The 25,534-nt window shown below is 41.1% G+C and carries 13 protein-coding genes; all 13 read right to left on the reverse strand.

What is annotated here, in order from left to right:
* Nucleotides 1-89 precede the first annotated feature (89 nt).
* Complete coding sequence (locus BVC88_RS19990; protein WP_075352511.1) at nt 90-7,736, reverse strand: ATP-binding protein; 7,647 nt, start codon at nt 7,734-7,736, stop codon at nt 90-92.
* Nucleotide 7,737: 1 nt separating this feature from the next.
* Nucleotides 7,738-13,626, reverse strand: a complete 5,889-nt coding sequence (locus BVC88_RS19995) for an ATP-binding protein (protein ID WP_075352512.1) — start codon at nt 13,624-13,626, stop codon at nt 7,738-7,740.
* Nucleotides 13,627-13,629: 3 nt separating this feature from the next.
* A complete protein-coding gene (locus BVC88_RS20000) occupies nt 13,630-16,899 on the reverse strand; it encodes a sensor histidine kinase (RefSeq protein WP_075352513.1) in 3,270 nt (1,089 codons plus the stop codon).
* Nucleotides 16,900-17,571: 672 nt separating this feature from the next.
* Nucleotides 17,572-18,324, reverse strand: coding sequence for a DUF6090 family protein (locus tag BVC88_RS20010; protein WP_075352515.1), 753 nt, complete (start codon nt 18,322-18,324; stop codon nt 17,572-17,574).
* Entirely contained in the window at nt 18,317-19,120 is an 804-nt protein-coding gene (locus BVC88_RS20015; protein ID WP_075352516.1) for a DUF6090 family protein, read from the reverse strand. The genes BVC88_RS20010 and BVC88_RS20015 overlap by 8 nt, the downstream gene beginning before the upstream one ends.
* Before the next feature lie 2 nt (nt 19,121-19,122).
* A complete protein-coding gene (locus tag BVC88_RS20020) occupies nt 19,123-19,884 on the reverse strand; it encodes a DUF6090 family protein (RefSeq protein ID WP_075352517.1) in 762 nt (253 codons plus the stop codon).
* A gap of 137 nt (nt 19,885-20,021) precedes the next feature.
* Nucleotides 20,022-20,486, reverse strand: a complete 465-nt coding sequence (gene tnpA, locus BVC88_RS20025; protein ID WP_075352537.1) for an IS200/IS605 family transposase — start codon at nt 20,484-20,486, stop codon at nt 20,022-20,024.
* A gap of 439 nt (nt 20,487-20,925) precedes the next feature.
* A complete protein-coding gene (locus tag BVC88_RS21425) occupies nt 20,926-21,072 on the reverse strand; it encodes a hypothetical protein (RefSeq protein WP_175574460.1) in 147 nt (48 codons plus the stop codon).
* Nucleotides 21,069-21,833, reverse strand: a complete 765-nt coding sequence (locus tag BVC88_RS20030; RefSeq protein ID WP_075352518.1) for a hypothetical protein — start codon at nt 21,831-21,833, stop codon at nt 21,069-21,071. The genes BVC88_RS21425 and BVC88_RS20030 overlap by 4 nt, the downstream gene beginning before the upstream one ends.
* Before the next feature lie 2 nt (nt 21,834-21,835).
* Complete coding sequence (locus BVC88_RS20035) at nt 21,836-22,585, reverse strand: DUF6090 family protein (protein ID WP_075352519.1); 750 nt, start codon at nt 22,583-22,585, stop codon at nt 21,836-21,838.
* A gap of 6 nt (nt 22,586-22,591) precedes the next feature.
* Nucleotides 22,592-24,010, reverse strand: coding sequence for an amidohydrolase family protein (locus tag BVC88_RS20040; protein ID WP_175574461.1), 1,419 nt, complete (start codon nt 24,008-24,010; stop codon nt 22,592-22,594).
* A gap of 4 nt (nt 24,011-24,014) precedes the next feature.
* Nucleotides 24,015-24,770, reverse strand: coding sequence for a DUF6090 family protein (locus BVC88_RS21430; protein WP_075352521.1), 756 nt, complete (start codon nt 24,768-24,770; stop codon nt 24,015-24,017).
* Nucleotides 24,767-25,516, reverse strand: coding sequence for a DUF6090 family protein (locus BVC88_RS20050; RefSeq protein ID WP_075352522.1), 750 nt, complete (start codon nt 25,514-25,516; stop codon nt 24,767-24,769). Before BVC88_RS20050 ends, BVC88_RS21430 begins: the two co-directional genes overlap by 4 nt.
* Nucleotides 25,517-25,534: the final 18 nt, after the last annotated feature.

Genomic DNA, 25,534 nt, shown 5'->3' on the forward strand with positions numbered 1-25,534 from the left:
TTTTACCTAAACTGCTTTTCACTCTCAATTCTACTCCGTGTACTTATGATGCTTCATAATCTATTCGAATCACTCATTTTCGTTTTACTTTAGGCAAGAGGTATAATCAGTTTAAATTCCGTCCCCGATTCATCAAAAGTCAGGCCTTTGCCTTCCTTTGATTTCACCAACAACTCACCTCCATGCGCTTTAACAATATCATAAGATAACGATAATCCCAATCCCGTTCCAGCCCCAGTCGGTTTGGTGGTGAAGAAGGGCTGGAAGATCTTTTCTTTTATGGAGTCTGGGATGCCGGAGCCATTGTCTTGGACGGATAGCTCGATTCCTTTTTCAGTTTTCTTCGACTTGATAATTACCTCTGGTTTATAGTCCTGAGGGGAAGATTTCGATTTTTCATAAACCGTGCTTCGACTTCGCTCAGCACAGGCATAAAAGGCATTATTTACCAAGTTCAGAATAACCCGACCAATATCGGAAGCCACTACATTTACCTTCGGCAAGTCCGGATCAAGTTCAAGCTTAAAGTCAGCATTAAAGCTTTTGTCTTTTGCCCGAAGTCCATGGTAGGAAAGCCGTACAAACTCATCGGCTAAAGCATTCAGATCTGTTGGAGCTTTTTCGCCTTTATTCGCCCGGCTATGCTCGAGCATGCCTTTGACGATGGCATCGGCGCGCTTACCGTGGTGATTGATCTTGGAGAGATTTTCTTTAAGATCATTGGCGATAAACTTCACCTCTTCAAAATCACCCTTCTCGATTTCCTCATTCATTTCATCAATCAATTCCCCACTTACCTCCGAGAAATTATTCACAAAATTCAGTGGATTCTGAATCTCATGGGCAATGCCTGCAGTCAGCTCTCCAAGCGAGGCCATTTTCTCAGCTTGGATAAGTTGGGCTTGGGTAACTTGGAGGTCTTTCAGGGTCAATTCCAAGCGGAGCTTTTCCTCCACCAGCTTTTTACCTTGTTCTTCTTTTTGCTGCAAATCAAGGAAACGGGTATAAGTCAAGTCAAACACTTGTGCAAAGCGCTTGAAGATTTCCTCCTCGTCACATGGGACTTCAGTGATGATCACGAGATAACCTGTTTTGAAATAGGCCGCATGCAACTTTTGCCATTCGGGTCGCGATATTCCCGAAGCTTCCATATCAGCAAAAATCTGCTTCGCGATAGGTACTTCCATCAACCATTCGTAATGATCACTTAGGATTTTCCCTTCCAGCTCCACTGATCGAAAAGGTTCCCCTTTCTCCCATCCTTCATACAGGGTCTCATGCGCATAATCCCCGACATTAGGCAGAAAAAATCCTCGGGTAAATCCTGAATCCATGCTCAGCCACCATTCATCTTCTTTCCGATTTTCTTCACACAAAACGAAACCACAAGTCCAGAGATCATCCACCAATCCATTCATTTCATTGAAGAGGACAGTCGCTACTTCGCCAAGTTCTTCGGATTGCTGCATGCCCATAGTTCTGGATCTAACCCGCTCCAATGCTGTTTCGATTTGGGATTCCCGAGCTCTCGCTTCAGCTTTTTGAAGGTCATTAAATCGGGTATAAGTCAGATCAAAAACTTTCCCAAATCGATATAATATATCGAGGCTGTCATCGGAAAGATATTCGTTGCCTACCGTCTGCAAACCTCCAAACTGGCTAAAGACAAAGGAGGCCACATATTTATCCAGCGCTCGATTGGCTTTTTGGACTTCCTCCGGAAATCTACTAAACTCAGTATCTACGTACAGATAATCATCATAAATTTCCTTTTCCTTTCCTTCGATCACATAAACAAACTTTGGTGTTTGCGCTTTCCATTCTTGCATCATGGCATGATGAAAAGGATAATCTTCAAACTTCATATAATAGGATTCTGGCGCTTTTCCCTCTTCAGGATTAGCAGCCCAAACTATATTAGACTGATCTGCTTCATTGATAATATTGATGATGCAAAAGGTCAGCGAAAAATCGAGTTTGGTTAACTCGCTTAGTAGATTACCCACTAAATCCGATAATTCATCCGTGTTTTGCATGGCCATGGCCCGAGCTCTGACACGCTCCAATCCAAGCTCAATCTGCGCTTCTCGTGCTTGTGATTCTGCTTTTTGCAAATCGAGGAAGCGCTTATATGCCAGATCAAAAGCGGCTCCCATTTTTACCATGATAGATTCCATCTCAGCTGGAGGTGTTGTATTCAAAATGTCAAGAGACATTTTTCCATTTGCTAGCTTAACAGTTGGGTGGAGGACGTATTCCAAGGGGTTTGTCGCAAAAAATTCGGACACATTATCTGCTTCTTCGGCATTGTATTGTCTTAGCCATTCAAGAGTAATGGCCAGGTCATCCTTTTCCTGCTTTTCGACAAAATATCGTTCAGTATTATTCCAAATTTTTCGAACAAAGAATCCCGGATCAGTATCGGCTAATTTGAATTTTAAGTCTAAGGTGACCTGAAATCCATCTGAAGTATCTTGTACAGAAGTCAGATCCCACATCCGGATAAAACCAGCTTCTTCTTTCAGGTAAATCGTCGCTGCTACTACCCCAGGAATCTCTAAACCCAGCATTTCATTTTTCAATTCAGCGACCACCTCCAGGATCTGTGATGAGTTATGCATGGCTAATGCCTTTGCTCTGACCCGCTCTACCGCCAAATCGATCTGTGCATTTCTAGTTTGGGCTTCTGCTTTTTGAAGGTCTAGAAAACGGGTATAGGTCTGTTGGAAAACTTTCCCAAAGCGGATGAGCACTTGGTTTTCTTCAGTAGTGAAAGGCGTCGTGGTATAATTCTCGATATATAGGCCAACATTATCCAGTAATACCGTAGAGATAGAAAGTCCGTCTTTAGAAAAATAAAACTCTTGTTTATCCTTTGGCAATTCTGGAATAAACTCAAATAGCCCTCGATAGAACTTGTTTTTGGTTTCAAAATCCAGCAGGTTAGTGAAGAAGTTTTCTCCTTTCGCCTTCGCTTCCAAGAAGCTGTTCCAGTGGGGTGAATCAAAATAGGGAAAGGTGATTTCCGACTGAAACTGATTGGAATCAGCCAACCAGATATTCATATCTTCCCTATCTTTATAATCCATGATAAAGCCGGTATGCTCTATGGGGATTTCCAAGGCTACAAATTGCTGATACACCACTTGGATAACGTATTTGAGTTCCGATGAATTTTGCATCGCCATACTTCGACTTCGCACTCGCTCCAGCGCTAATTCAATCTGAGTTTCCCTGGCTTGATATTCAGCCTTTTTCAAATCCTCAAATCGCTTATAGGCGAGGTCAAATACTTTAGCGAAGCGTACTAAGGTATCCATATCTTCCTGAGGAGGATTTGGAACAGAACCCGGAAGGCTAAACCCAATCTCCCCGTGAGTGGTACGCGCCATGACAAATGTCAAGCCCTGAATATGTCGAATGTCATCCAAGGTTGGGGCTTGTGGATCCACCTGTTCAAAATCCCCCCAAGTGATCATTTTATCAACATAGTCCACTGCGGTCTCCGTCTCCATCGCTAAAACCAAGATGGGTTCTGAGCCTTTTTCCCAATCAGCTACCATCTTGATATCTCCATGAATTCTTCTCGGCAAACTCATGACCATTCCTATCTGAGTGCCATCTCCGGAAGTCATAGCTTTTTCATAGGTGTCAGGAAGCCAGCGCATGTGCCAGAAATAATGAGCCTCATGTCCCAAAGCCACAAACTCAGTTCGCATCGTCACCACAATTTCCAAAAGCTCTGTGGATTCCCGCATAGAGGCTACTTGTCCCCGGATTCTTTCCAATGCCGCTTCAATCTGTGCTTCTCTTGCCTGGGCTTCTGCTTTTTGAAGATCGAGGAAGCGTTGATAAGCCCTTCCGAATTCACTGGCAAATTTGATTACTATTTGCTCTTCCGCTTCTGTTGCGGGATGCACCTGGTTCATGCCAATGTATCCAAACGGATGCTTCCCAGCTGTATGGTAAATACCGTCAGGATAATCATCCGGTGTAATCTTTGAGCCCTCAGGCATTGAAGAAAATGAATCATGAAATACCTCCCAAACCTGGGGTAGTGTTTCTTTGGGAAAATGCAGCCTGTTGACGGAAAAAGGGTCGGCATTTTTCCAGCTTTCCACCATATCCTTCCAGGTATCCATAGCATTCAATGCTACAGTTTGTTCTCCAAAACTCCTGTTCCCAAATTTACCTGTTTCTCTGAAGGTGAATTTGTTATTGGGAATATCCAGAACAGTCATATGTGTAGACATGGGAAAAATGCCAAGCGTATCAAATTGCTCACACAATACAGCAAGTACTTCATCCAACTCATCGGAATGGTGCATGGCCATGGCTTTTGCCCGGATTCTTTCGAGAGATGCTTCAACCTGTGCTTCTCTTGTTTGTGCTTCAGCCCTCTTAAGATCTAGGAATCGGGTGTAAGCTTGGTCGAAAACCTTTGCAAAACGCTTGATGATATCAATTTCACTTTCTGCTAATGTTTTCCCTTCAAAATCATTAATATTAAAAACTGCATTTCTTACCGCCACCGAGGTAATGCTGTAGGTAGGGCTGTCAAAAATCATCCTTAATATATCCTCGGGCAAATGCTTGAATTCCGCAGTATGTTCAATTAGATAGTTGTAGAAAGCATCTTTTTCAGCCTTGGAATAATGTCCCACGAAAAAATCCAATTGCTTTTCAAGGGCATTATAAAAGTCTTTCGGAATTTGATTATCAAAATAAGGAAGACGATAATTGGTGATGACTAAGCCAGCTTCATTTTGTCCACAGACAAAAGAATCCAAATCCTTAGACCCTTCGATAGCTACGCCTATACCAACCGCTGTTGCGGGGATTTGCAGTTCTTTTAATTTCTCGAAAACAATAGAAACTACTTCATTGAGCTCATCACTTTTGTGCATGGCTAATGAACGATTACGCACCTTTTCCAACGCAGCTTCTATTTGTGATTCCCGTGCTTGTGCTTCGGCTTTTTGAAGATCGCGGAAACGGATATATGCCTGCTCGAAGACTTTTCCTACCCGCTTCATGATCGCAACGTCATCAGATGAAGGCAGTGTCCCTACGAAACTTGGGATGCAGATTCCCGAATTTTTTGCCACAGTGATGGAGATGGCATAGCCTGGCGCTTCGAGTAAAGAAGACTTAAAATCGTCAGGGAGATCTTTGTAATCGGTAAGCTCGAAACCTGCTTCTAACCATGTGTTTTTTTCCTCAAGTGAGTAAATCTTGGCAAAATAATCGGCTCCATTTTCCTTGGCATCAAAGAGATCAGCAGATATCGGATGGTCAAAATAGGGGATGCTTAGAGTAGAAACACCAGCTGAAGTAGGAATCCATTGGGTGATATTTCGCGAACCCTCCTCGAATATGAAAATACTCACCGATGCAAATCCCATATCTACACTTAGCCCTTGCATCTGCTCAAACAAGACTGCGACAACCTCACGAAGGTCATCCGTTTTATACATCGCTAAGGATCGTGAACGTATTCGCTCCAAAGCGGCTTCTATCTGCGCTTCTCGTGATTGGGCTTCAGCTTTTTGGAGGTCGAGGAAACGAGTGTAAGCTTGGTCAAAAACCTTAGAAAACCGCTTTAATATAGCTATATCAGGTTCGGATAGTGGCTTTCCCACAAAATCGTTTACCGCTACGATAGATTTACCTGATGGAGCCATCTTGACCGAGTAGTGGGAACTTTTGCGAATCATTCGCTCCACTTCGGAAGGTAGGTTAGTTAATTCTGGAAGCTTTAACACCACATCGTAAAAGCTATCTTTTTCGGCTACGGAGTATTCTCCTTTGTAAAAAGCAAGACTTTCTTCGTGGGCATGGATATAATCATTGATGATGGGATGATCAAAATATGGAAGATGATACTGATTGATGACCAGACCAGTTCCTACATCCCCGCAAACAAAGACATCCATATCCTTTGAGTCATCTGTAAAAGTCTGAATCGCCACTGCCGTAGATGGAATTTGGAGTTCGTTTAACTTTTCAAAGAGCACCTTGACAACTTCATTGAGCTCCTTGCTATTGTGCATAGCTAAAGAACGACTCCGCACTTTTTCCAACGCTGCCTCAATCTGTGCCTCTCGGGCTTGGGCTTCGGCTTTTTGGAGATCTAGAAAACGAGTGTAAGTCTGCTCAAAAACTTTGGCGAAGCGTTTGAAAACCTCATGCATTTCTGGATAATGCTGGTAGGTGATGAAAATTAAATTACCGTAGGCAAAATTGGCAATGTGGTCTATTTGAAAAGTAGGTAATTCGAAACCAGCGTCTAGCATGCTTTGCAATAAATCTCCTACACCGGGGAGTGAAAGCATGTAAGCGTAATGATCTGCTTGTATTTCACCGTCTTTTTCATAAATGAGAAGCTCATCTCCTCGATTTCTCGATTCATTAAATTTTCGAAAAATGGGATGTTCTTCTAGAGGGATTTTGCACGGAGAAGGAAATATGATCCCATCTGGGCTACCCGGATAATAGGTGAATTCTGAATCTCCTTTATCCCAGATATTGAATCCGCAATTCCACTGAGGAACGCCTAATGATTTTACCTGCTGGAATAATACTGTGGCAACTTCCAGCAATTCGGAACTGCTATGCATCGCCATAGTCCTTGCACGAACCCGCTCCAAAGCCAATTCAATTTCAGCTTCCCTAGTCTGCTCTTCTGCTTTTTGAAGGTCCAGAAAACGGGTATAGGCCTGATCAAAGACTTTTGCAAAGCGTTCAAATACCTGCGGTTTGGGATAATCTTCGAGGGTAATACTTAAGATATAGCCATGTGAAAAATAGGCTGCATGCCAAGTCTGCCAGCTTGGAAATGAAAGACCAGATTCCAATATATTTTCAAAAAAAGGCTTTACGGAAGGCACTGAGAGCATGTAATCGTAATGGGCCTTCAATTCTGCACCTTCTTTCACTTGTGCCAAATATCCCTTCTTTTCTAACCATCCTTCATACATGGCTTGGTGAGTTGGATCTACATTGTTAGGGATAGATACCGGTGGCAACATTCCATTTTCGTAGGCAAACCAAAACTCGTCTTCTGTGGTATTCTCTTTACAAAGCCCAATGCCTGCACCCCAAAAATTGCCTCCTAGTTTCTGTAATTCCTGAAATAAAAGATGGGCCACTTCCTGTAGTTCTTCACTACTCCGCATGGCCATACTTTTTGATCGAATCCTTTCCAGTGCTGCTTCGATCTCCAGTTCATTGGTTTTATTTTCAAGTTCTATGGTGCGTCTTTTGATCGCATCTCTAAGCTGAAGGTTTTCTTTAGAGATCGTTTGGATGGCAATATTATCACCTTCTTCTGCCTTGGAATCAGGAACTGATGTGTGTTGATGAATCATTTTCCAGCCTTCTTCATTTTCCGTCATGAGCGAGGAGGCTCTGAACTTGGCATAAAAAACCCAATCTTTTTCACTCAAAACATATAAGTCACAGAACTCATGAAACAAGATGAATTGGCCGACTGTCTCTGATTTGATTTCCCGATTCCTCATTTCCAAAAATCCTACAATCTGATCTATGGTGTCCACCACAAATTGTACAGCATCTTTTTTATTGAAGAAAACCTCCCCTTCTACACTTCCCACTTGGGTATAATGGTCATCCAATAAAGAGCTTAGCGTCTTTACATCTCCATTCAGATAGCTATCCCAATACAGATCATATGCTTCTCTTGCTTTGTAAGTTTGTTCCTTGGTATGTTTCATGTTAACGTATTGGAATGCTTATACTAAAGATTGATCCTTCCCCCAGACTAGTTTCTAATTTTAATTCACCTCCATGAGCTTTAATGATATCATGGGTTATGGAAAGACCTAGCCCTGTTCCTTCTGTACCTTTTTTGGTAGTGAAGAAAGGCTGAAAAACCTTATTCTGAATCTCCTTGGGAATTCCTCCACCATTATCAGCGAAGGATAGAATTACTCTTTCCTTTTGCAAAGACGTTGTTACGGTAAGCCTTGGTAAGTAGCTGTTGCCATCTTCTGTCTCCCGTCTCCCGTTTTCTGTCTTCAAAAATTTATCCCGCATCGCATCAAAGGCATTATTACAGAGATTCAAAATGACTCTTGAGAAGTCTTCTTGAATGAGGTTGACCTCTTTTATCATTGGATCGAGTTCTTGGATGATCTCCACATTGATTGGATTTTTTCCAGCCCGCATGCCGTGAAAAGAAAGATTTACAAACTCTTTGACTAGCGGATTAAATTCTTTGAGTTCCTGTTTATTTCCCGAGGCACGACTATGCTGTAGCATCGAAGTGACGATACTGTCGGCACGTGAGCCGTGTTCATGGATTTTATTGAGATTATTTCTCACGTCCTGAAGTATTTCGAGAACTTCTTCCTTTGTTTTTGAGTCTTCCATTTGGTCAAAGACTTCAAAGACTTCCTCTATCAATTCTCTGCTGAGGTCGGAAAAGTTGTTTACAAAGTTGAGTGGGTTTTTGATCTCATGGGCGATTCCGGCAGTAAGCTGCCCAAGGCTGGCGAGTTTCTCCTGTTGTACCAATTGCTCTTGTGCGGACTTCAAATCAGACAAAGCTTGCTCGGCTTTTTCTCGCGCATTTTTTATTTCGACCAAGTCATCGGCTGCTTTTACCGCATTAGCTTCCGCTACTTTCAGATCGCTGAATCTTGTGAAAGTCAGATTGAACACGGATGAGAAGCGAATCAGTAGCTCTGAGGATTCGGCAGGCGGCTGATCAGGTGTGGTCAGCATCAGCATTCCTTTAGAGAAGAAGGCCGCGGTCTGGAACCGCTGCTCCCCAAGCTGCCTTTCGTCAAAGGGGATTCCAATCTCATTTTTGCAATAGGTAATCCATTGCTTCAATTCGTCTCCCTCCAGATGAATAACTAATGATTCCCGTTTTTGCTTCCAGCCTTGATATAATTTATGAAGGACCGTAGGCTCACTAATGCTACCAGTGAAGCTATTAAGAATAATATTCCCACTTTGCTCGGTGGACCAAAATTCAACCAACTTCTCTTTTTCGGAGACGATTCCAATATTGATCCGCTCATGTTTGACACCAAGGGAGATGAGCTGATGAAAGAGAACAGCAGCAGTTTCGGCCAATTCATCAGAATGCTGCATCGCCATTGTTCGACTTCTCACCCGCTCCAAGGCCGCTTCTATCTGCGCCTCGCGAGCTTGCCCTTCTGCTTTTTGCAGGTCCAGGAATCGAGTATAGGTCAGTTCAAATGCCCTAGCAAAACGGCTGAGCAATTGATGCTCTTCGCCGCTGAGCGGTGCCGCAGTAAATGCATAGATCAGCCCTTGCTCAAAAGAGGCAAACTGGTAATATTCGGATTCATTTTCCTTGATGGTTTTCTCCAAAGAACCTGGAGTTTTGAAGGTCTTGTTCCACGCCTTGTAGTAGTCTTGCAGATCAGGGCCATGAAGCTCAAATCCAAAGGTTTTTTGACCTTCATGCCAATTTTCAATCATCTTTGGGTAAATGGGATGCTGATCATAATGGAGAAATGCGGAGAGCAATCTAGCTTTACCATCGTCATCCCGAATTGTACTCCAAACGGTGAATTCCTGCTTTTCATCATTCGGCAAAGCAAAACCCACACGACGGGCTTCGACCCCAAGTTCCAGCAATTGTTCAAAGAGAACAGTTGAGGCTTCAGCCAAGTCTTCGCTTTGATGCATCGCCATTCCGGCGGCTCGCACCCGTTCTAGGGCTGCTTCTATCTTTGCCTCCCTGGCCTGTACTTCTGCTTTTTGCAGGTCAAGAAAACGGGTATAGGTCTGATCGAATACCGCGGCAAAACGCTCTAATAGCAATAAGGTTTCTTTAGGTCTCTCTTCGTAAGTTGAAAACGAAACCATTCCTTTTGAAAAGAATGCGATATACATTAGCCTACGATCTGCAGTTTTTTCATCGCGACTAAAATTGAGGCCTGTCAATTGATTTCTCCAATTGTTATAATCCATTAATTCCTTCCCTTCGAGGACTATCAATATGGATTTTTGATTTTTCTTCCAGGCTGCCATTGCTTTGTTCAATACAAATGGCTCATCAATGCTTATTTTATAAGACTGTTCAAATTTTACCTCGTTGTACGTTGCAGACAAATCAATAACCCCTTCATCCAACTTAATGATGCCTATTGAAATTTGATCTGCTAGGTCACCCAATTGCTTAAACTGTTGAAAAAGGAGCAGGGAAGTTTCCGTAAGTTCTTCACTTTTCTGCATAGCCATGGTTCGGGCTCTTATTCTTTCCAGCGCCAATTCAATTTCAGCCTCCCTTGCTTGTGCTTCTGCTTTTTGCAGGTCAAGAAAACGAGTATAGGTTTGTTCAAATACTTTTGAGAAACGTTTTAATAGAGTGCGGTCATCTTTGGTGATATCATCATCATTAGCCATTGCCAGAACGCCATATTGATGATTAGAATCGACGATTTCTAATCGCTTCATTCGTTTCTTCTTCTGGATTTGCCCAAAACTAGGGTGCCCTGTCAGCTTAGTTAACCCGTCCATAGCTGCATCAACTTCATCCAAACCGTCCCAGGCTAGATAAGAAAATTCTTCTCCTGCTCTCCAGCTTTTGATTGAAGATTCTTCAAATGGACCTAATGGAATCCTAGCGGTGTAGGCTTTCGGAAAAATACCCTCCACAGGAGAAAACCAGCAATCGGAATACCCTTCTTCCAGAAAAAATATATTGATCCAAACCTGATGAAAATTTGGTGTCAACAAAGAAAATTGTTGAAAAAGAACCTCTACCACTTGTGCGAGCTCATCAGTTTTGTGCATTGCCATACTGCTGGCTCTTACACGTTCTAGCGCAGCTTCTATTTGCGCCTCCCTTGCTTGTGCTTCAGCATTTAACACATCATCATAACGGGTATAGGCGAGATCAACTGCCCTTGTAAAGCGCTTTAGAATATTCGCTTTGTTTTCTGGCAATGGTTTTTTACCTACAAATTCCAAAAAACCATGAGTCATGAAGGCTTGGAAATAGAAGACTTTTTTGACTTTTTTCCAAGATGAAATATATTCTGCCGGCGCTGATTTGAAATCAGTTTCTTCAAAAACTCGGTCCCACCAAGTCTTCAAAAGGTTTCCTGAAAATACTCCCGAACGATAAGGAACCCCTTTTTCGAAGTCATTGAATAAGTCAACCAGCACCGGATGATCAATAAATTGGAGCCTGGCATTAGAAGGTTGGGCTGATCCTAAGGCACCCTCACTCCAGTAAATCAAATCTTTAGAATCTTTATCAAAGGTGACCAAGCTACACTCCAGCAGGTCAAACCCCAAGGTCTTCAATTCCCGAAATATGACTTGGATAATTTCTACCAGCTCATCACTTTTTCGAATAGCCATGGCCCTCGCTCTCACTCTCTCCAATCCTAATTCTATCTCTGCTTCCCTTGCCTGTTCTTCAGCTTTTTTCAGGTCAAGAAAGCGGGTGTAGGCTTGGTCAAATACCTTCCCAAATCTTTTCAAAATGTCATTATCCGCATCGGAAAACGGAATGCCTTCATGGTTTATGATAAAAATGCTGGTATGCTCCGAAACTACACAGGACCGGGTGTATCCTCCTTTGGTCTCAAGCGTTTGTTTTTTATCCTCAGCACTAAGGTTTGACCAAGGCTCGCGTGTAAATAGAAAAGTGAAAAATTCGACTTTTTCATCTTCTGAAAATTCCTCCGTGAAGAAGCCCGGTCCTTTTTTTATCCTTTCCAGCAGGTTGGTGTAGAAGGGTTTTTCAAAACGCGGAATATGAACTTCATTGGAAGTATTTGCCGTTCCCCCGGCACCCCAACATTTGATTTCAGAATCCAGCTCACTATTGATCACGATAAAAGAACCACCAAAAACGGAGAGATTCAGTTTGAGTAATTCTTCATGCACCGTATGAATGACAGATTGCAATTCATTGGTTTGGTACATGGCCAAACTCTTGGATCTTACTCTTTCTAAACCTGCTTCGATTCGTGCTTCTCTAGCTTGAGCTTCAGCTTTTTTGATATCAAGAAATCGGATATAAGTCTGCCTAAATTCCTTTGCAAATCGCTCAAAAATTTTGAGCTCATCCTCGCGATAGTCCTCTAAATCCCATCTTACCAAAGAAACTGTGATTTCGCCCATAAAGGCGTCAACAATGGTTGAGCCAGGCGAGCTGTAAACCGAATTAACCAATTCTTTTGGCATTTCGGGGACATGCTTCCAGTAGTGATCAAGAAACTCATTCTTTTCCTTATCTGTGAAAGTTTTCACATGAATGGGCTGACCAGTTTTTTCATACTTTTCTACAGCTTTTGCTGTTTTAAGGAAGTAAGGAGATTGGAAGTAAGGAATATGTATTTTGAGGGCAAGTCCTCCTTCCAATGAAACGTAGCTCCATAGGTCCCAGTCCCTTTCTTTTGTAATGGCTCCTTCAATAAAAGTTAAGTTGTCAAATTTTATATTTACAGCATTTAATTGCTCCCCAAATAGCTTTATGACACCCAATAGGTCAGACTGGGTATTCATAGCCATAGTCTTTGCTCTGACCCTTTCCAAGGCTAGTTGAATTTCTGCCTCTCTAGTCTGAGCTTCAGCTTTTTGAATATCTCGAAAGCGTTGATAGGCCAAGGAAAACACCTGATGGAAGCGCTTGAATAAGGCAAGGGATTGTTCATCCAAAGATTGATAAAGCGTAAGTCCTAGCCCTCCTTCGCCGATCGAAAGAAAACAGTACCCTAATTCATGTACCTCATCTAAAAGTGGATCAGTCAGGTAATTTTCAATCTTGCGATGTTCTCGAAAATCTTTGAGCTCTTCATTCTTTAAGACGCCCATGAAATGATTATCCTTTGCTGCTAGCATTTGATCCACCATTTCCTTCTCTACAGGATTTTTGGGGTATTCGGTACGCTCTATCACATCCCGATCATAGCTTGGAAAATATTGATAGCAGAGGTAAATCTCCTCTTTGGATTCTATAATCGCAGTCTGAACATTACGAATTTGTTTGACACCCAAAATCGCTAACTGAGTTGCAATGATCCGGCATACCTGAAGCATGTCGTCTGGGCTTTTCATTCCCATGGCTACTGTTCTAATTCTTTCCAAAGCCGCTTCAATCTCCAGCTCCTTACTTTTATTCTCCAGTTCTATCGTTCGCCGTTTGATAGCATCCCGTAGCTCCAGATTTTCTTTATTGATTTTATCTATTGCTAAGGTCTCTCCTTCTTTTACACGCATATCGGGAAAAGAGCCGTGTTGCTGGGCGACTTTCCAGCCATTTTCAGATTCCTTGAGCCAAGTGGAAATCCTAATCTTGGAGTAAAAATTCCAATCAGAACCTGTCAAAACGTAAATATCACAGACCTCATTTATTAAAATATAGTGATCTCTTGGAAGCACTGTTATCTGACGATTTCTCATTTCAGCAATACCAACCACTTCGTCCATTTGGGACTTAAAAAATCTAATTCCATCTGCCTTGGAATGGGCAATCTCCGACTCCGAGGTGCCGATCATTTCAAAGTCCTCATCTAGGGTAGAGGCAAAGGTCTGAAGATCACCTTTTTGATAACTATCCCAAAAGATATCATAAACCCGCTTTGCTTCCCTTTCTTTTATTGGATTCATATATTACTTGACTTCTATGGGTAAAAAGATGATCATTTCTGTGCCCTCTCCTTCAATGCTTTTTACTCTAAGATCACCACCGTGGGCTTTGATAATATCATAGCTTAGTGATAAGCCAAGGCCAGTACCTGATCCGGTAGGTTTGGTGGTAAAGAAAGGCTGAAAGATTTTATCTTTAATCGCTTTGGGTATGCCGCCCCCGTTGTCTTTGATGCATATTTCCACCCCTCCGGCTACACCCGCCAGTTCGACTTGGCGCGTTTGGACGATTACTTTCGGTTGGTAGCTTTCATCTCCCGCTTCTTTACTTTCTGTTGATTTTTTGCCTACTGCATAAAAGGCATTATTGATCAGGTTCAAAATCACTCGGCCGATATCCTGAGCCACTACATTCGCCTGAGGAATATTGTAATCCAATTCCGAATCAAAGTCAGCAGAAAAACTCTTGTCTTTGGCCCGAAGTCCATGATAACTCAAGCGTAAAAACTCCTCTGCGAGGGCATTAATATTAGTAGGTTTTTTATCGTTGGCATTACTTCGACTATGCTCAAGCATTCCCTTTACGATGCGGTCTGCACGCTTTCCATGGTGTTTGATCTTGCTTAGGTTTTCCTTCAGGTCATTGGATATTTCGACCACCATTTTCATATTCCCTTTTTCGATCTCTTCCCTCATTTCATCAATGAGTTCTTCACTGACTTCTGAAAAGTTATTTACGAAATTCAATGGATTCTGAATCTCATGTGCTATCCCGGCGGTGAGCTCACCAAGTGAGGCCATTTTTTCAGCATGGACCAATTGCGATTGGGTATTTTTAAGGTCTTCGTATGCCTTTTCGATTTCCTTTGCATGTGCCAGCTCCTTATCTCGATTTTTATTCTTTTCTCTCGCGAGGACACGACCGGTTTGAAATTTCACAAGTCCATAAACCAACAATCCAAAGGCGATAAAATAAAGAAGGAAAGCCCACCAGGTCGCATACCAAGGAGGAAGAATCACAAATTCGTAAGCGATTTCATCCGAAATGGTATTGAAGGTGTTTTTTGCCCGTACTCTAAAAGTATAGGTTCCATAAGGGAGATTGCTGAATTCACGGTTGGTCTTTGTTTCCCATTCGCTCCATTCCTCATCCAGCCCCTCCAGAAAGGTTTGATATTGCATCCTGTTTTCTTTGACGAAAAATGGAGAGACATAACTGAAGCTAATCTTATTGCCTTTGTACTGAAGCTCAGGGATATTTTCCCCAAAAAATTCCGGCATTACTAATTTATTTTCCCCTGAGACGACAGCATTAAAATACAAGGGAGTCGGATAATCAGTTTTATAATTGCTTTTTGGATTTACCCTCAAAAGTCCTTCATCAGTACCGAACCAAAAAATACCATTCGGCTCCGTATACCATGAACCTGCAAAACTAGCAGTAATCAAATTGTATGGATATTCCTGTAAGGTATAGCTGCTGTCAGGTTGAAGTATGGCTAGTCTTTTTTCTCCTCTAAAGTCAAGTGTCACGTTTCCGTATTGGTTTGCACCAAGCCCATAGGTATCTAAATTGATCTTAGCCACCTCATCCGAAAAACTAAATACCTCATCCCTAATGAAAGATTCGGAGGCATGATCGAAATAATAAAAGCCATCAATTCCGGATGTATAGACCTTCCCGCTTATATTGACCGTTTGACCTGAAAGACCTCGAACACCCTCTTTTTCACTGAACTCCATCACCTTGGAATTGGGGACATCCAAATTTCCTGAGGCTGTTTTTGGGATTTGAATTCGATATAAAGTACCCGCCTGTGTTCCTCCCCATATTTCCCCTAATTCATCTTCTACTAAAGAATAAACAGAGCGTTTTACATCTGAAATTGGTCCTATAGATTCATACTTATAATTTCCAAACCCAGTCTTTGCTCTCTTAAAAACTTGAATTCCATAGTTTCCACTGGCAAATAAATATCCTGGATGCTTTTGGGAAATAACGACTTTCAGCGTTTGAAATGATTCGGTTTCTGGGATTAGCGTGGCGAAATCCTTTTTAATCTCGTAGAGACCAACACCCGTGGCAATCACTTGATCCCCATCTTCAGCTATGTCAAAAACTTGGGTAATGGGTAAGTTTTTCACTGGCTTGATCACCCCATCAGTATGATCGATATACAGTACGGTTGTCGATCCTCCAATGTATAAATCATCCCCAAATGCATTGAGCGAAAGTAGATTTCCTACCTCATATTGATCCGAATCAAATCGCGTTACCGGCGAAAACAATTCGATTTTAGAAAGGCCTGCATTTGTTCCTACCCAAAGATTTTGGGTATTATCCAAATGAAAGGAATAGACGCTTTGATCAGTGATGGAATTTTTTGTTGTAAACTGAGAAAGCACTTTTCCCTCCTGATCAATAATAAAAAAACCATGACCTAAAACACTTAAAGCATAGGTATCATTGGGTAAAGCCAATGCTTTGTATAGACTCCTGGTTTGAAGAAGATAGTCGATCTCAGTTTTAAAAGGTTTAAAATTTTCTCCATCAAAATGATATAGCCCACCAGCAAAAGCTCCCACTAAAAACTCTCCTGGTTGCTTGTAGGGTAAAAGCACCTGGACCCGTTCTTCACCTAAAAACTCACTTCCAGGAATCAGCTCCAGCGTCTTATTATTTTCTATAAATAGTCCAAGATTCATTTGATGGGCATAGTACTTGCCCTCAAAAACAAACCCATACATGAATTCTGTATCAGGTTTCCAGATTCGAATACTGCTTCCGGTGTTTTCGGCCTGAGGAGTATAGATAAAAATAGCCTCTCTTGACTGAAAATAAATATCTCCTCCGACTTCTCTTATGGTCCAGATATCATTGAATACAAATTCTTCTGGCAAGCCTACTTTGACCGATTTAAGAATAGTATTTCCCAATGAATCATTGGTCACATATCCGAAATCTCCTAAAGAACCATAATAATACGTTCCAGTAGATGAGAGATAAGTAGCCCGGACATTGGTATTAAAATCCTGTATGGGTGAGGTAAGCAATTCCCAGCTTACACCATCAAATTTTTGCAAGCCACTACTTGTTCCAGTGTAGATAAATCCAAATTTATCCTGACCTACATCCCAAACCTGCTGCCCAGTTGCACTTAGATCTCCTACTATATAATTAGTAAAGCTAGGAACGCCTTTGGAGGCATTGATCTGCGCGAAAGAATTAATGCTGAATAAGCTCAGTATTAGAATACTAGAAGCGGTGTAGAATTTGAAAAAGTATTTAATCATCGTATCATCAGTTTAAATTTGAATCTATTTTTTACGAGCATTGGATCGATTCCTTGGTCCATTTAGGTAGGGTAGAATCCGAAGAAAATTAAAATGGGGCAAAAAGCAGGGTTACCATTCAAAAAGCTATTCAATGTGGTTTTGAGCCATTGGGAAAATGCTACTTTACGGTTTTCGGTAATTTTCATTTCAGCATTCTAAATCGTCATGATAGCAGGAGCCCTTTTTCAACTCCATCGATCAATCACGTTTGGTAATCATTTTTAAAAAAACTTTGATCTCAACATCCTAAATATGGTAAGCGATGTTGACTCTCAAAGGCGCAGCCTGACAAGATTGAATGATTCAAATCCTAGAAAATCCCTGAATTATAACCAGTAAAAGTTCAGTTCGGCATTGACAAAATACAAATTCTTGGATACAAACCCACCAGAAATTCGCTCATAATTTCAAATAATTTGCTCCAACGGGTGAAGTGTCTAATCTTGAAAAAATCTAATTTCTGAAAATGTAAAACGGTGGTTTCGTGAAGTATCAAAAGTTTTTGACTTGAAGGGAAAGTAAAATCCCAATCTGCCCAAAATAATTTCCTCGATGGCATAGCCTAAGAACTCGCTCACTCAATTTTGAGAGACAAGTTTTCAGCGGATTTTTGTGAAAAAGGAGATCATGTTATTCGGCTAATTTTTCATCAATAAATTGAAGAATCTGAATGGAGTTATCCCTGTACTCCCGTAAAATTCTAAGTCCGAACTTAGAGAAAATCAAATAGTGTGCACTGGCCCTGCGGTGTTTTTCGCTTTCAAAAATGTACTGAATGAATTCCTTGTTATAGGTTTTTCTTCCAAAATCCGCGTAGCTGATAAACCAGTCGTATTGCTGATATCCGGCTAAAGTACTTTTGGAAAGGTCTATAAGTAGGTTTTGTGATTCATCAACCACAGGAAGGTATTCTGAATAAAATTGGATGATGGTATTGTTAAGCGAATCTTGCTCAAAGTTTTGGGCAGTATTGACAGCTTTTAATAACTGGTAACCTTTATCCAAATATTGAAAAGGCTCAAGATTCGTAATGTCGCTTACGCACTTTACACAATCTTGATAATTGGCTTCGCTAAGGGTATCGTAATAGGAAACCGGGATTGTGCGTTCAATAATTTCAGTAATCCGGGCATTTTTAGCTTCTAAATCTTCGATGGAAACCCGCAAATTGAGCGTATCATTCTGAAGATCCTGCCGGATTTGAGTATATACTTTACGGAGGTAGGCTTTCTCTTTCCGATTTTCATTCCAGTCATTGATTTGGAGCGCAATAAGTATCCCTATTGTCACCAAAAAAATCTCACCAATGGCATAAGCCAGGTATTGCGTGACCCTGTTTTGCTGCATGAGTTTTTGACGGATTTTGCGGAAAAAACTAATCATTGAGGTGCTGGTTTATTTCTTCTTTAAGGGACTTCAATTGCAAGGTCCTTGCTTCCAACTGACCCATAATATTAAATGTCCGACCCAAGTCGCCGATTACGTAGGATTCAAATTTTGTGTTTTGCAAAAAGGCATTGATTTCCTTTTCGGGGTCAATTCCTCTTTGATCCTGAATAGATTCCAAGAGGGAATAGAAATCTGAATTTCCCTCACTAATCAAAACCTGCTCTGCGGATTCTTTCTCCAAAAAGTTATTAGGAACTCCAGCCATCAAGGGTTCAAAGTTAGTTTCTATAGTCCGCAAAATGGAGGTGATCACACCCTCAAACTCTTTAAAGTTGGAGTAATATTCAACAAGTTTCTTGAGGAGTAGCTTGTTGGAAAAATTATCGAAGGCTCCTGCGCTTTTAGCCGCTTCAAAACTAGCATCAAAGCTTATGGCTGATTCATTGTAATATAAAGGTTCGGTATGTTTCCCAAATTCTTCTGCGGAAATTGGCTGTGCCGGATTTCTGATTTGGGTCAGAAGCCAAGTGAGATTTTCAATTCGATTTTGGTAAAATTTGGTAAAGGATTCCATTTTCTGCTGATCGTTTTCCAAATCGACCAAAATGGATTGATAGAAAGAGGTTTCTCTTTGAGCATTCGCTCGCTCTTCCTTCCAGGTATTGACTTGAAGGGCTATTAAGATCCCAATGGTGACCAATATGATTTCTCCAGCTGCGTATTTTATATACTTGCCTGTTTTGCCTTCCTGCAATAGGGAATTTCGGATAGATCTGAAAAATTTAAGCATGTTTAATTTTTAGAGTTTTGTAAAAAATCAAGCATCTCATTGGTCTTTTCCAGAAGTCGAAGTTTAGAATTAAGGATTATTTTTTGCATGAGCATTTTTCCTGAAATCGTATTGAGCATAAAGTTTAGCAATTCTTTATCGTCTTTATTTTCCCAATAAAGGTCCGCTAAAGGACCAGTAATGGCTATCGATTGAATCATAGGATGGGCATTTTCGCTTTGTCCTCCCATACCTTCTCCAAAGGAATTTTGGAGATCAAGAAAGATGCTGACGTTTTCATCCATGACTTTGATTTGTTTGAGTTGCTCGGTATTGAATTTCAGGATTTTTTTCTTGACCTCTTCATCAAAATAACCAATGCTCCCTGTACTTAGAAGGGAGACAATAGTGTTTCTGTTTCTTTCATTACTAGGGTCAAAGAATGGGAGATATTCATATCGGGCAATGTGTCGGAGCGTATCGACGGTACTGTTTGGCTTGGAAAGCCGTATTCTAAATCCATCCAATCTTTCCAAATCCCTTTTGATTCCAGCAATTTCATTATTTAACTGTAAAGAATCCAATCTGAAATCCTCGATCAATGAGTTGATCGCGGAATCCATGGAAAGCTTTTGTTTTCTTTCCTCATTCCAATTATTTACCTGAAGCGCGATCAAAATCCCGATGACGACCAAGAAGATTTCACCAAAGGCATAGACAAGGTATCGGGTGACCCTATTTTGGGAAAGGAGTTTTTGGCGGATTTTGCGGAAGAATGAGATCATTATTTTTGAAAAATTAGAGTCTGTTGAATTTATGCATGTTTAATTATCCCGTAGGGATTTCCAATGGGTAGAAATCCCAAATAGAAATAACCAAGCGTGCCGTAGGTACGCCATATACAAAGAGAAATAATCCATCCTTAAGCATCAATCGATTTGAAAATAAATCGCTCATCGAACTCAATTTCGTGGGTTTTTAGCATTGAATGAAATTCCTCTGCAAAAGACTGCTTTTTATGGTGAACTTGCTGATTCTGAATATATTGGATGACCCTAGGAACTTGACTTTTTGAATAGGAAAAAGCTCCATAGCCTTCCTGCCAAGAGAATTTCCCGGTTGATAATTTATTTAGATTAATCCATTTGGATGAATCCTGCTTTACCTGCTTCATCAATTCCGACAGGGATTGAATTGGTCTCATTCCGAAAAGGAGGTGAATGTGGTCAGGCATTCCATTAATTTGAAGCAATTTGTGGCCATTTTGCTGAATTATTCCGGTGATGTATCGGTAAAGCTGATCTTTCCATTCCTCTGAAATGAGGCTTTGGCGATTTTGTACCGCAAATACTGCTTGAATGTGAATTTGTGTATAAGTATTAGCCATAGCCATTTTATATGTTGTACCTAACGGCACAATTGTAAAAATATACTTTTTGAAGTGCTACCGATAGTGAGTCCCTAACGGGACATACTATTATTCGCTCACCCAAAACAATTTCTCCGATGGCATAAGACAAGTAGCGTGTGACCCTGTTTTGGGAGAGGAGTTTTTGGCGGATTTTTCTAAAAAATGAGATCATAACTGGCTAAAAATAAAGAATTTTAATTAGGGTTGGAACAGTTAATCCCATAGGGATTATCAATGGGTAGAAAAGGCAAATAGAAATAACCAAGCGTGCCGTAGGTACGCTACATGAAAAGAAAAATAATCAATCCTTAAGCATGAGTTTGAAAATAAATAGCTCCCGGAAGTCAATTTTATTGGAATTTAGCATAGTCGATTTATATGTTGTACCTGACGGCACAATGGCAAAAATCACCTATTAAAATGCTACCCATCCTGAGTCCCTAACGGGACATACTATTATTCGCTCCACCAAAACTATTTCCCCGATGGCATAAGCCAGGTAGCGTGTGACCCTGTTTTGGGAGAGGAGTTTTTGACGGATTTTGCGGAAGAATGAGATCATTGCTCAAGGTATTTTTGTACTCGGTTTGATAAGGTGAGATTGGATTCCTCATAGGTTTTGAGGTTGCTAAAAACCAGTTCACTCTGGTGCAAAAGATCTACGAGGAAGTTTAATACTTCAGGTTCTTTGATAAATTCTTTAAAATCTGTTTTAAAATTGTCCTCAAGCTCCAATCGGAAATTGGGAATGGATTGATAATAAGTGCTTGGCTGTAGTTTATCCAGAGGATCAAATTGTGGAGTATTGTTAAAATTAAACGCACCGGCTTTTTGTTGATAAATCTCTAGAGACCACTCTAAATATTGCACGGAATAGTAAGTAATGATTTCCTCGGATAGTTTTTTGTCTTCAATTTCTTGAAGAAGACCACTTCCGTAAAGTGTCTGGTAGCTGGTATTAAACTTTGAAAATTTTCTGAATTCAAATGTCTTCAGGAAATATTCGCCGAGCTCTTTATTGGTATTGACTTCCTTTCCTTGGTAGTTCAAAAGGATTTTTTGAATACCATCCGTAACTTCCCCATAATAACCAATCAGAAAATCAATACGCTTAGCTTCCAATTTCAAATCTGATTGAACCCCAATTAAAAGCTGCTCCGTTTCTTTTTTTTCTTCAGCCAACTCTTTTTGAATATTTAATTGAAGCGCAATCAAAATCCCGATAACGACAAGGAGTATTTCTCCAAAGGCATAGACTAGGTAGCGAGTGACCCTGTTTTGAGTGAGAAGTTTCTGGCGGATTTTTCTAAAAAATGAAATCATGTTTATTCTTTTGACTTAGTTTTTGCGATGATTAAATCCATTGCCTCTACTACCTGGTTATTTTCATTTTTGCTGTCTGCATTTTCTTGGTCTGCTAATCCCGTAAGGATGGCCTGAAGCATTCGTTTTTTTCTGGCAATCAGATTCAGATATTTATCCAGTTGCTTTTGGTCAAAGTCGAGCACTGCGTCAAATCGTTCCTCCTCAGTGTACAATTTAAAATGATCTAAGGTAAAGGGGATGACATGATTGACAGTAAATGCTCGCATTTCTTTTTCTTCTTCCAAATAATCGACCATCAAATCAGGCCAAGCCACCAAAGTGGCCCGAAGCTCTTCATCCTGAATAAGTTCAATCGCCCCTGTATTCACCAAAGACACAATGCTACTCTGAGAAGGATCAAAGGTGTAAGAGGTCCTGGACCAGAGTGAATGATACCGGAGTGAATCAAGAGAGACAGTCTTAAAGGGTTGATTGCTTAGCATCCATTCACAACTCTTTAAGGATTTGACATGAAAAGCGGTAATTTTTTCAAACTGCGCTTTGTTTTCAACAAATTCAATTTGAAGTTGACTTAGAAATGCCTCCTCCTTCTTTTGGCCTTTTCTGTCCTCATTCCAATTGTTGACTTGGAGCGCCAAGAGAATTCCTATCATGACTAATGCGATCTCACCGAATGCGTAAATCAAGTAGCGAGTGAGCTTATTTTCACTCAAAAGTTTTTGGCGGATTTTTCGGAAGAAGGAGATCATGAGAGATTATTGTTCAAAAGGGACATTGACTGGTCTCAATAAACCTCCCCGCATGACATGGGTGATGGATCTGAAATTACTTGCGTCAACTGAGGGGTCCTTGTCTAGGATAATCAGATCAGCCATTTTGCCCACCTCCAGGGTGCCAAAATCATCCGATCTTCGCATGGCCTTTGCTCCGTTTTGGGTAGCCATTTGTATCAAGTCCTTGGCAGGAATCCCAGCTTTTTGCATCGCTTCCAATTCATCGTAGATCGAGAGGCCATGGAGTGTTCCAGGATTTCCTGCATCGGTAGAAAGGGCAATGGAAACCCCAGCCTTATAGAGCAGCATAAGATTGGCGTACATTATGGATTTTAGCTTTTCGTCAGCTTCCTCCGTCTTCTTGACCATGTCCTCAAATTTTTCCGAGCCTTTGTAGTATTTGAAAAATGATTGAGAAACCTCTAACATATTTCTCGTTTCGGAATCTACCACCAGATTGGGGTCATTTAGTGGGAATTCGGCTTGGAGTGATTTGAAGGCTATCGAATAGCCCGGAACAACCACCAAAGTGGGACAAAGTATAACTCCTGATTCCTTAGCCATTTGGATAAACTCCTCATCCAATACCTGATCATCTACACTATGCACCAAAACTTTGGCTCCCAATCGAATTGATTCCTTGGCTTCGTCCAGATTGGTAGCATGGACGATCAGTTGATTTCTCTGGGTTTTGACTTCTTCAGCCACAGCTCTTAGACTTTGCATAAAAATGGAGTCCTTCAGGTTTAAGCTCCAGATTTTAATGCCTGTTGATCCCATTGCGGTACTCTTTTGTACATATTCTCGCCCAAATTCAGGGGAAGTCAAAGCAAGCATTTGTCGGTCTGGGGGGACATTGAAGATATCCAGCCGCTCTTGGTTAAAAGGCGTAAGTAAAGGCCCTGCAGCAGCGACATGGGGAGCATTCAGATTTGATTCTGCAGACTTGGAGAGATCAATGGTCCAATCATATCCACCCACATCATAGACTGCCGTCACTCCTGAGCGCAGATAGCTTTCGAGATAGGGGAAGGGATTTCTTTTCAACCTAGCCTGAAGGCTATCAAATCGAAGCGTATCCCGAATATCCAAGGCATCAGGACGTCCGTCAAAAAAGCCGGTTTGGGAAAAGTGCACGTGCGCATCGACCAATCCGGGAGTGATAAACTTTCCTGAAACATCCACCAGATTGGCATTTTCAGGGATTTCGATTTCCGCGCCCCCAATGGCTGATATTTTACCATCCTGAAGAATGATCACACTGTTGGAAATGGAATTCCCCGTACCATCAAAAAGCGTAGCTCCTTGCAATACTGTGATTTCAGAATCTGTGGAGAGGCTTTGCGTACAAGCTGCCACAATCAAGATTCCAAGTAGGGGTAAAAAGGAAAGTCTTTGCATAATGTTAGGATTTGGTATTTGTTTCAATTTCTTGGTCCAGAATTGAGAGCAACTCTTTGAAAAATTCCAACAAGGCTTTCTCATCTTCCAGCGCATCGATCCTCCAGGAATCGATGTTACTGATGATATCTTCGACCACTCTATTTTCAAAAAACCATGGGTAATCCGAAGTGTAAGTTCCTTGAGGAAAATCTTTGTATTCGCCATTGGATGCTACGCGGTTAGAGGAGCTGATTTTCCCGTCAATTTCCGGCCAAAGTCGGTTGATAATGAGATTTTGAATCACGCCAAATTCCTCCAGTCCGTTAATCACTTCTCCTTCAAATGAAGTCAGCATAGATTTCAATTTTTCACTTTGGATATAGTCGAGATTACCCGAGGAAATAATGGATTTGATATAGCCGTTTCGAACTTCAAAGGTGTACACAGACTCAGAATTAAAGAGCAGGGTATCCAAAGTGACTGTAGGAATAGCAGAGACATCTGTCCCAAATAAGCCAAGTAAGTTGACACTGCATTCATGGGCGAGTTCGTGATAGGCGATATTGGTTTTTAGGTTCTGAATATTTAGGAGAAGTTCTGTACGCAGGTTTTGCAGAATATTCTGTTCTGCTATCTTGATTTTTCGTTCCTCGTTCCAGTTATTGATGCTCAGCGCAATCAGTATTCCCAAGACTACAAGTACGATCTCACCCAGTGCATACTTCAGGTATTTTGAATTTATATTGTTGTCTCTCAATTTCCTTAGGAAGCTAATCATAGGCTTTTCGGTTGAGTTTCATCAAGGATCTTTTGAATATGTTCCGCTGCTTTTTGATAAAGCTCGCTTCGAATACCAAGAAAGATAAAATAATCGTCTAGTGCATTTTCGAACTCTAGTTGGGTCACCAAAGCTGTATTATCCTTAGCAAACCCACTTGGTCCTACGAGATCCTTATTCAGCACATGATCTATTCTCCTTAAGTTACCATTCAGTTTGATGTAGTCAATGTAATATTCGTACGCATTAGCGTTAAGTTTTTCATAGTTCATTATCGCATCAAGCTGATTATTATATTGATTTATAAGTTGCCTTAGGTTGGGGTTGTTCAGCTTGGTGATCCTACCGGAGTTGATCAAATCCGCCAGGGATAGGGAACTCGGAAACCATGCAGGGTTGGTAATTGACTTTCTCACGAGAGAGTCGATGCCTTGGCTGGAATAAGATCTAGTGATTGTTTTGCTAATTAAATTGAGAAGTCTTTTTGCCGCAGCTCTTGCTGTATCGGTGGAGGCTAAATTGGTATTCAATTGATCCAAATTCGTTTTAAACTCTGAGTTTAGATTAATAAGAATCCTCTCTTCTTCTCTTGATTCCTTTCTGGCCTCATTCCAGTTATTCACTTGCAGCGCTAGAAGAATACCAATCATCACCAAGGCAATTTCCCCGAGTGCATAGACTAAATAACGGGTAACTCGATTCTGGGAAAGGAGTTTTTGGCGAATTTTTCTGAAAAAGGAAATCATATTTAAAAGAATTAGTTG

It is taken from the genome of Algoriphagus marinus (assembly GCF_001936475.1).
Classification (GTDB): Bacteria; Bacteroidota; Bacteroidia; order Cytophagales; family Cyclobacteriaceae; genus Algoriphagus; species Algoriphagus marinus.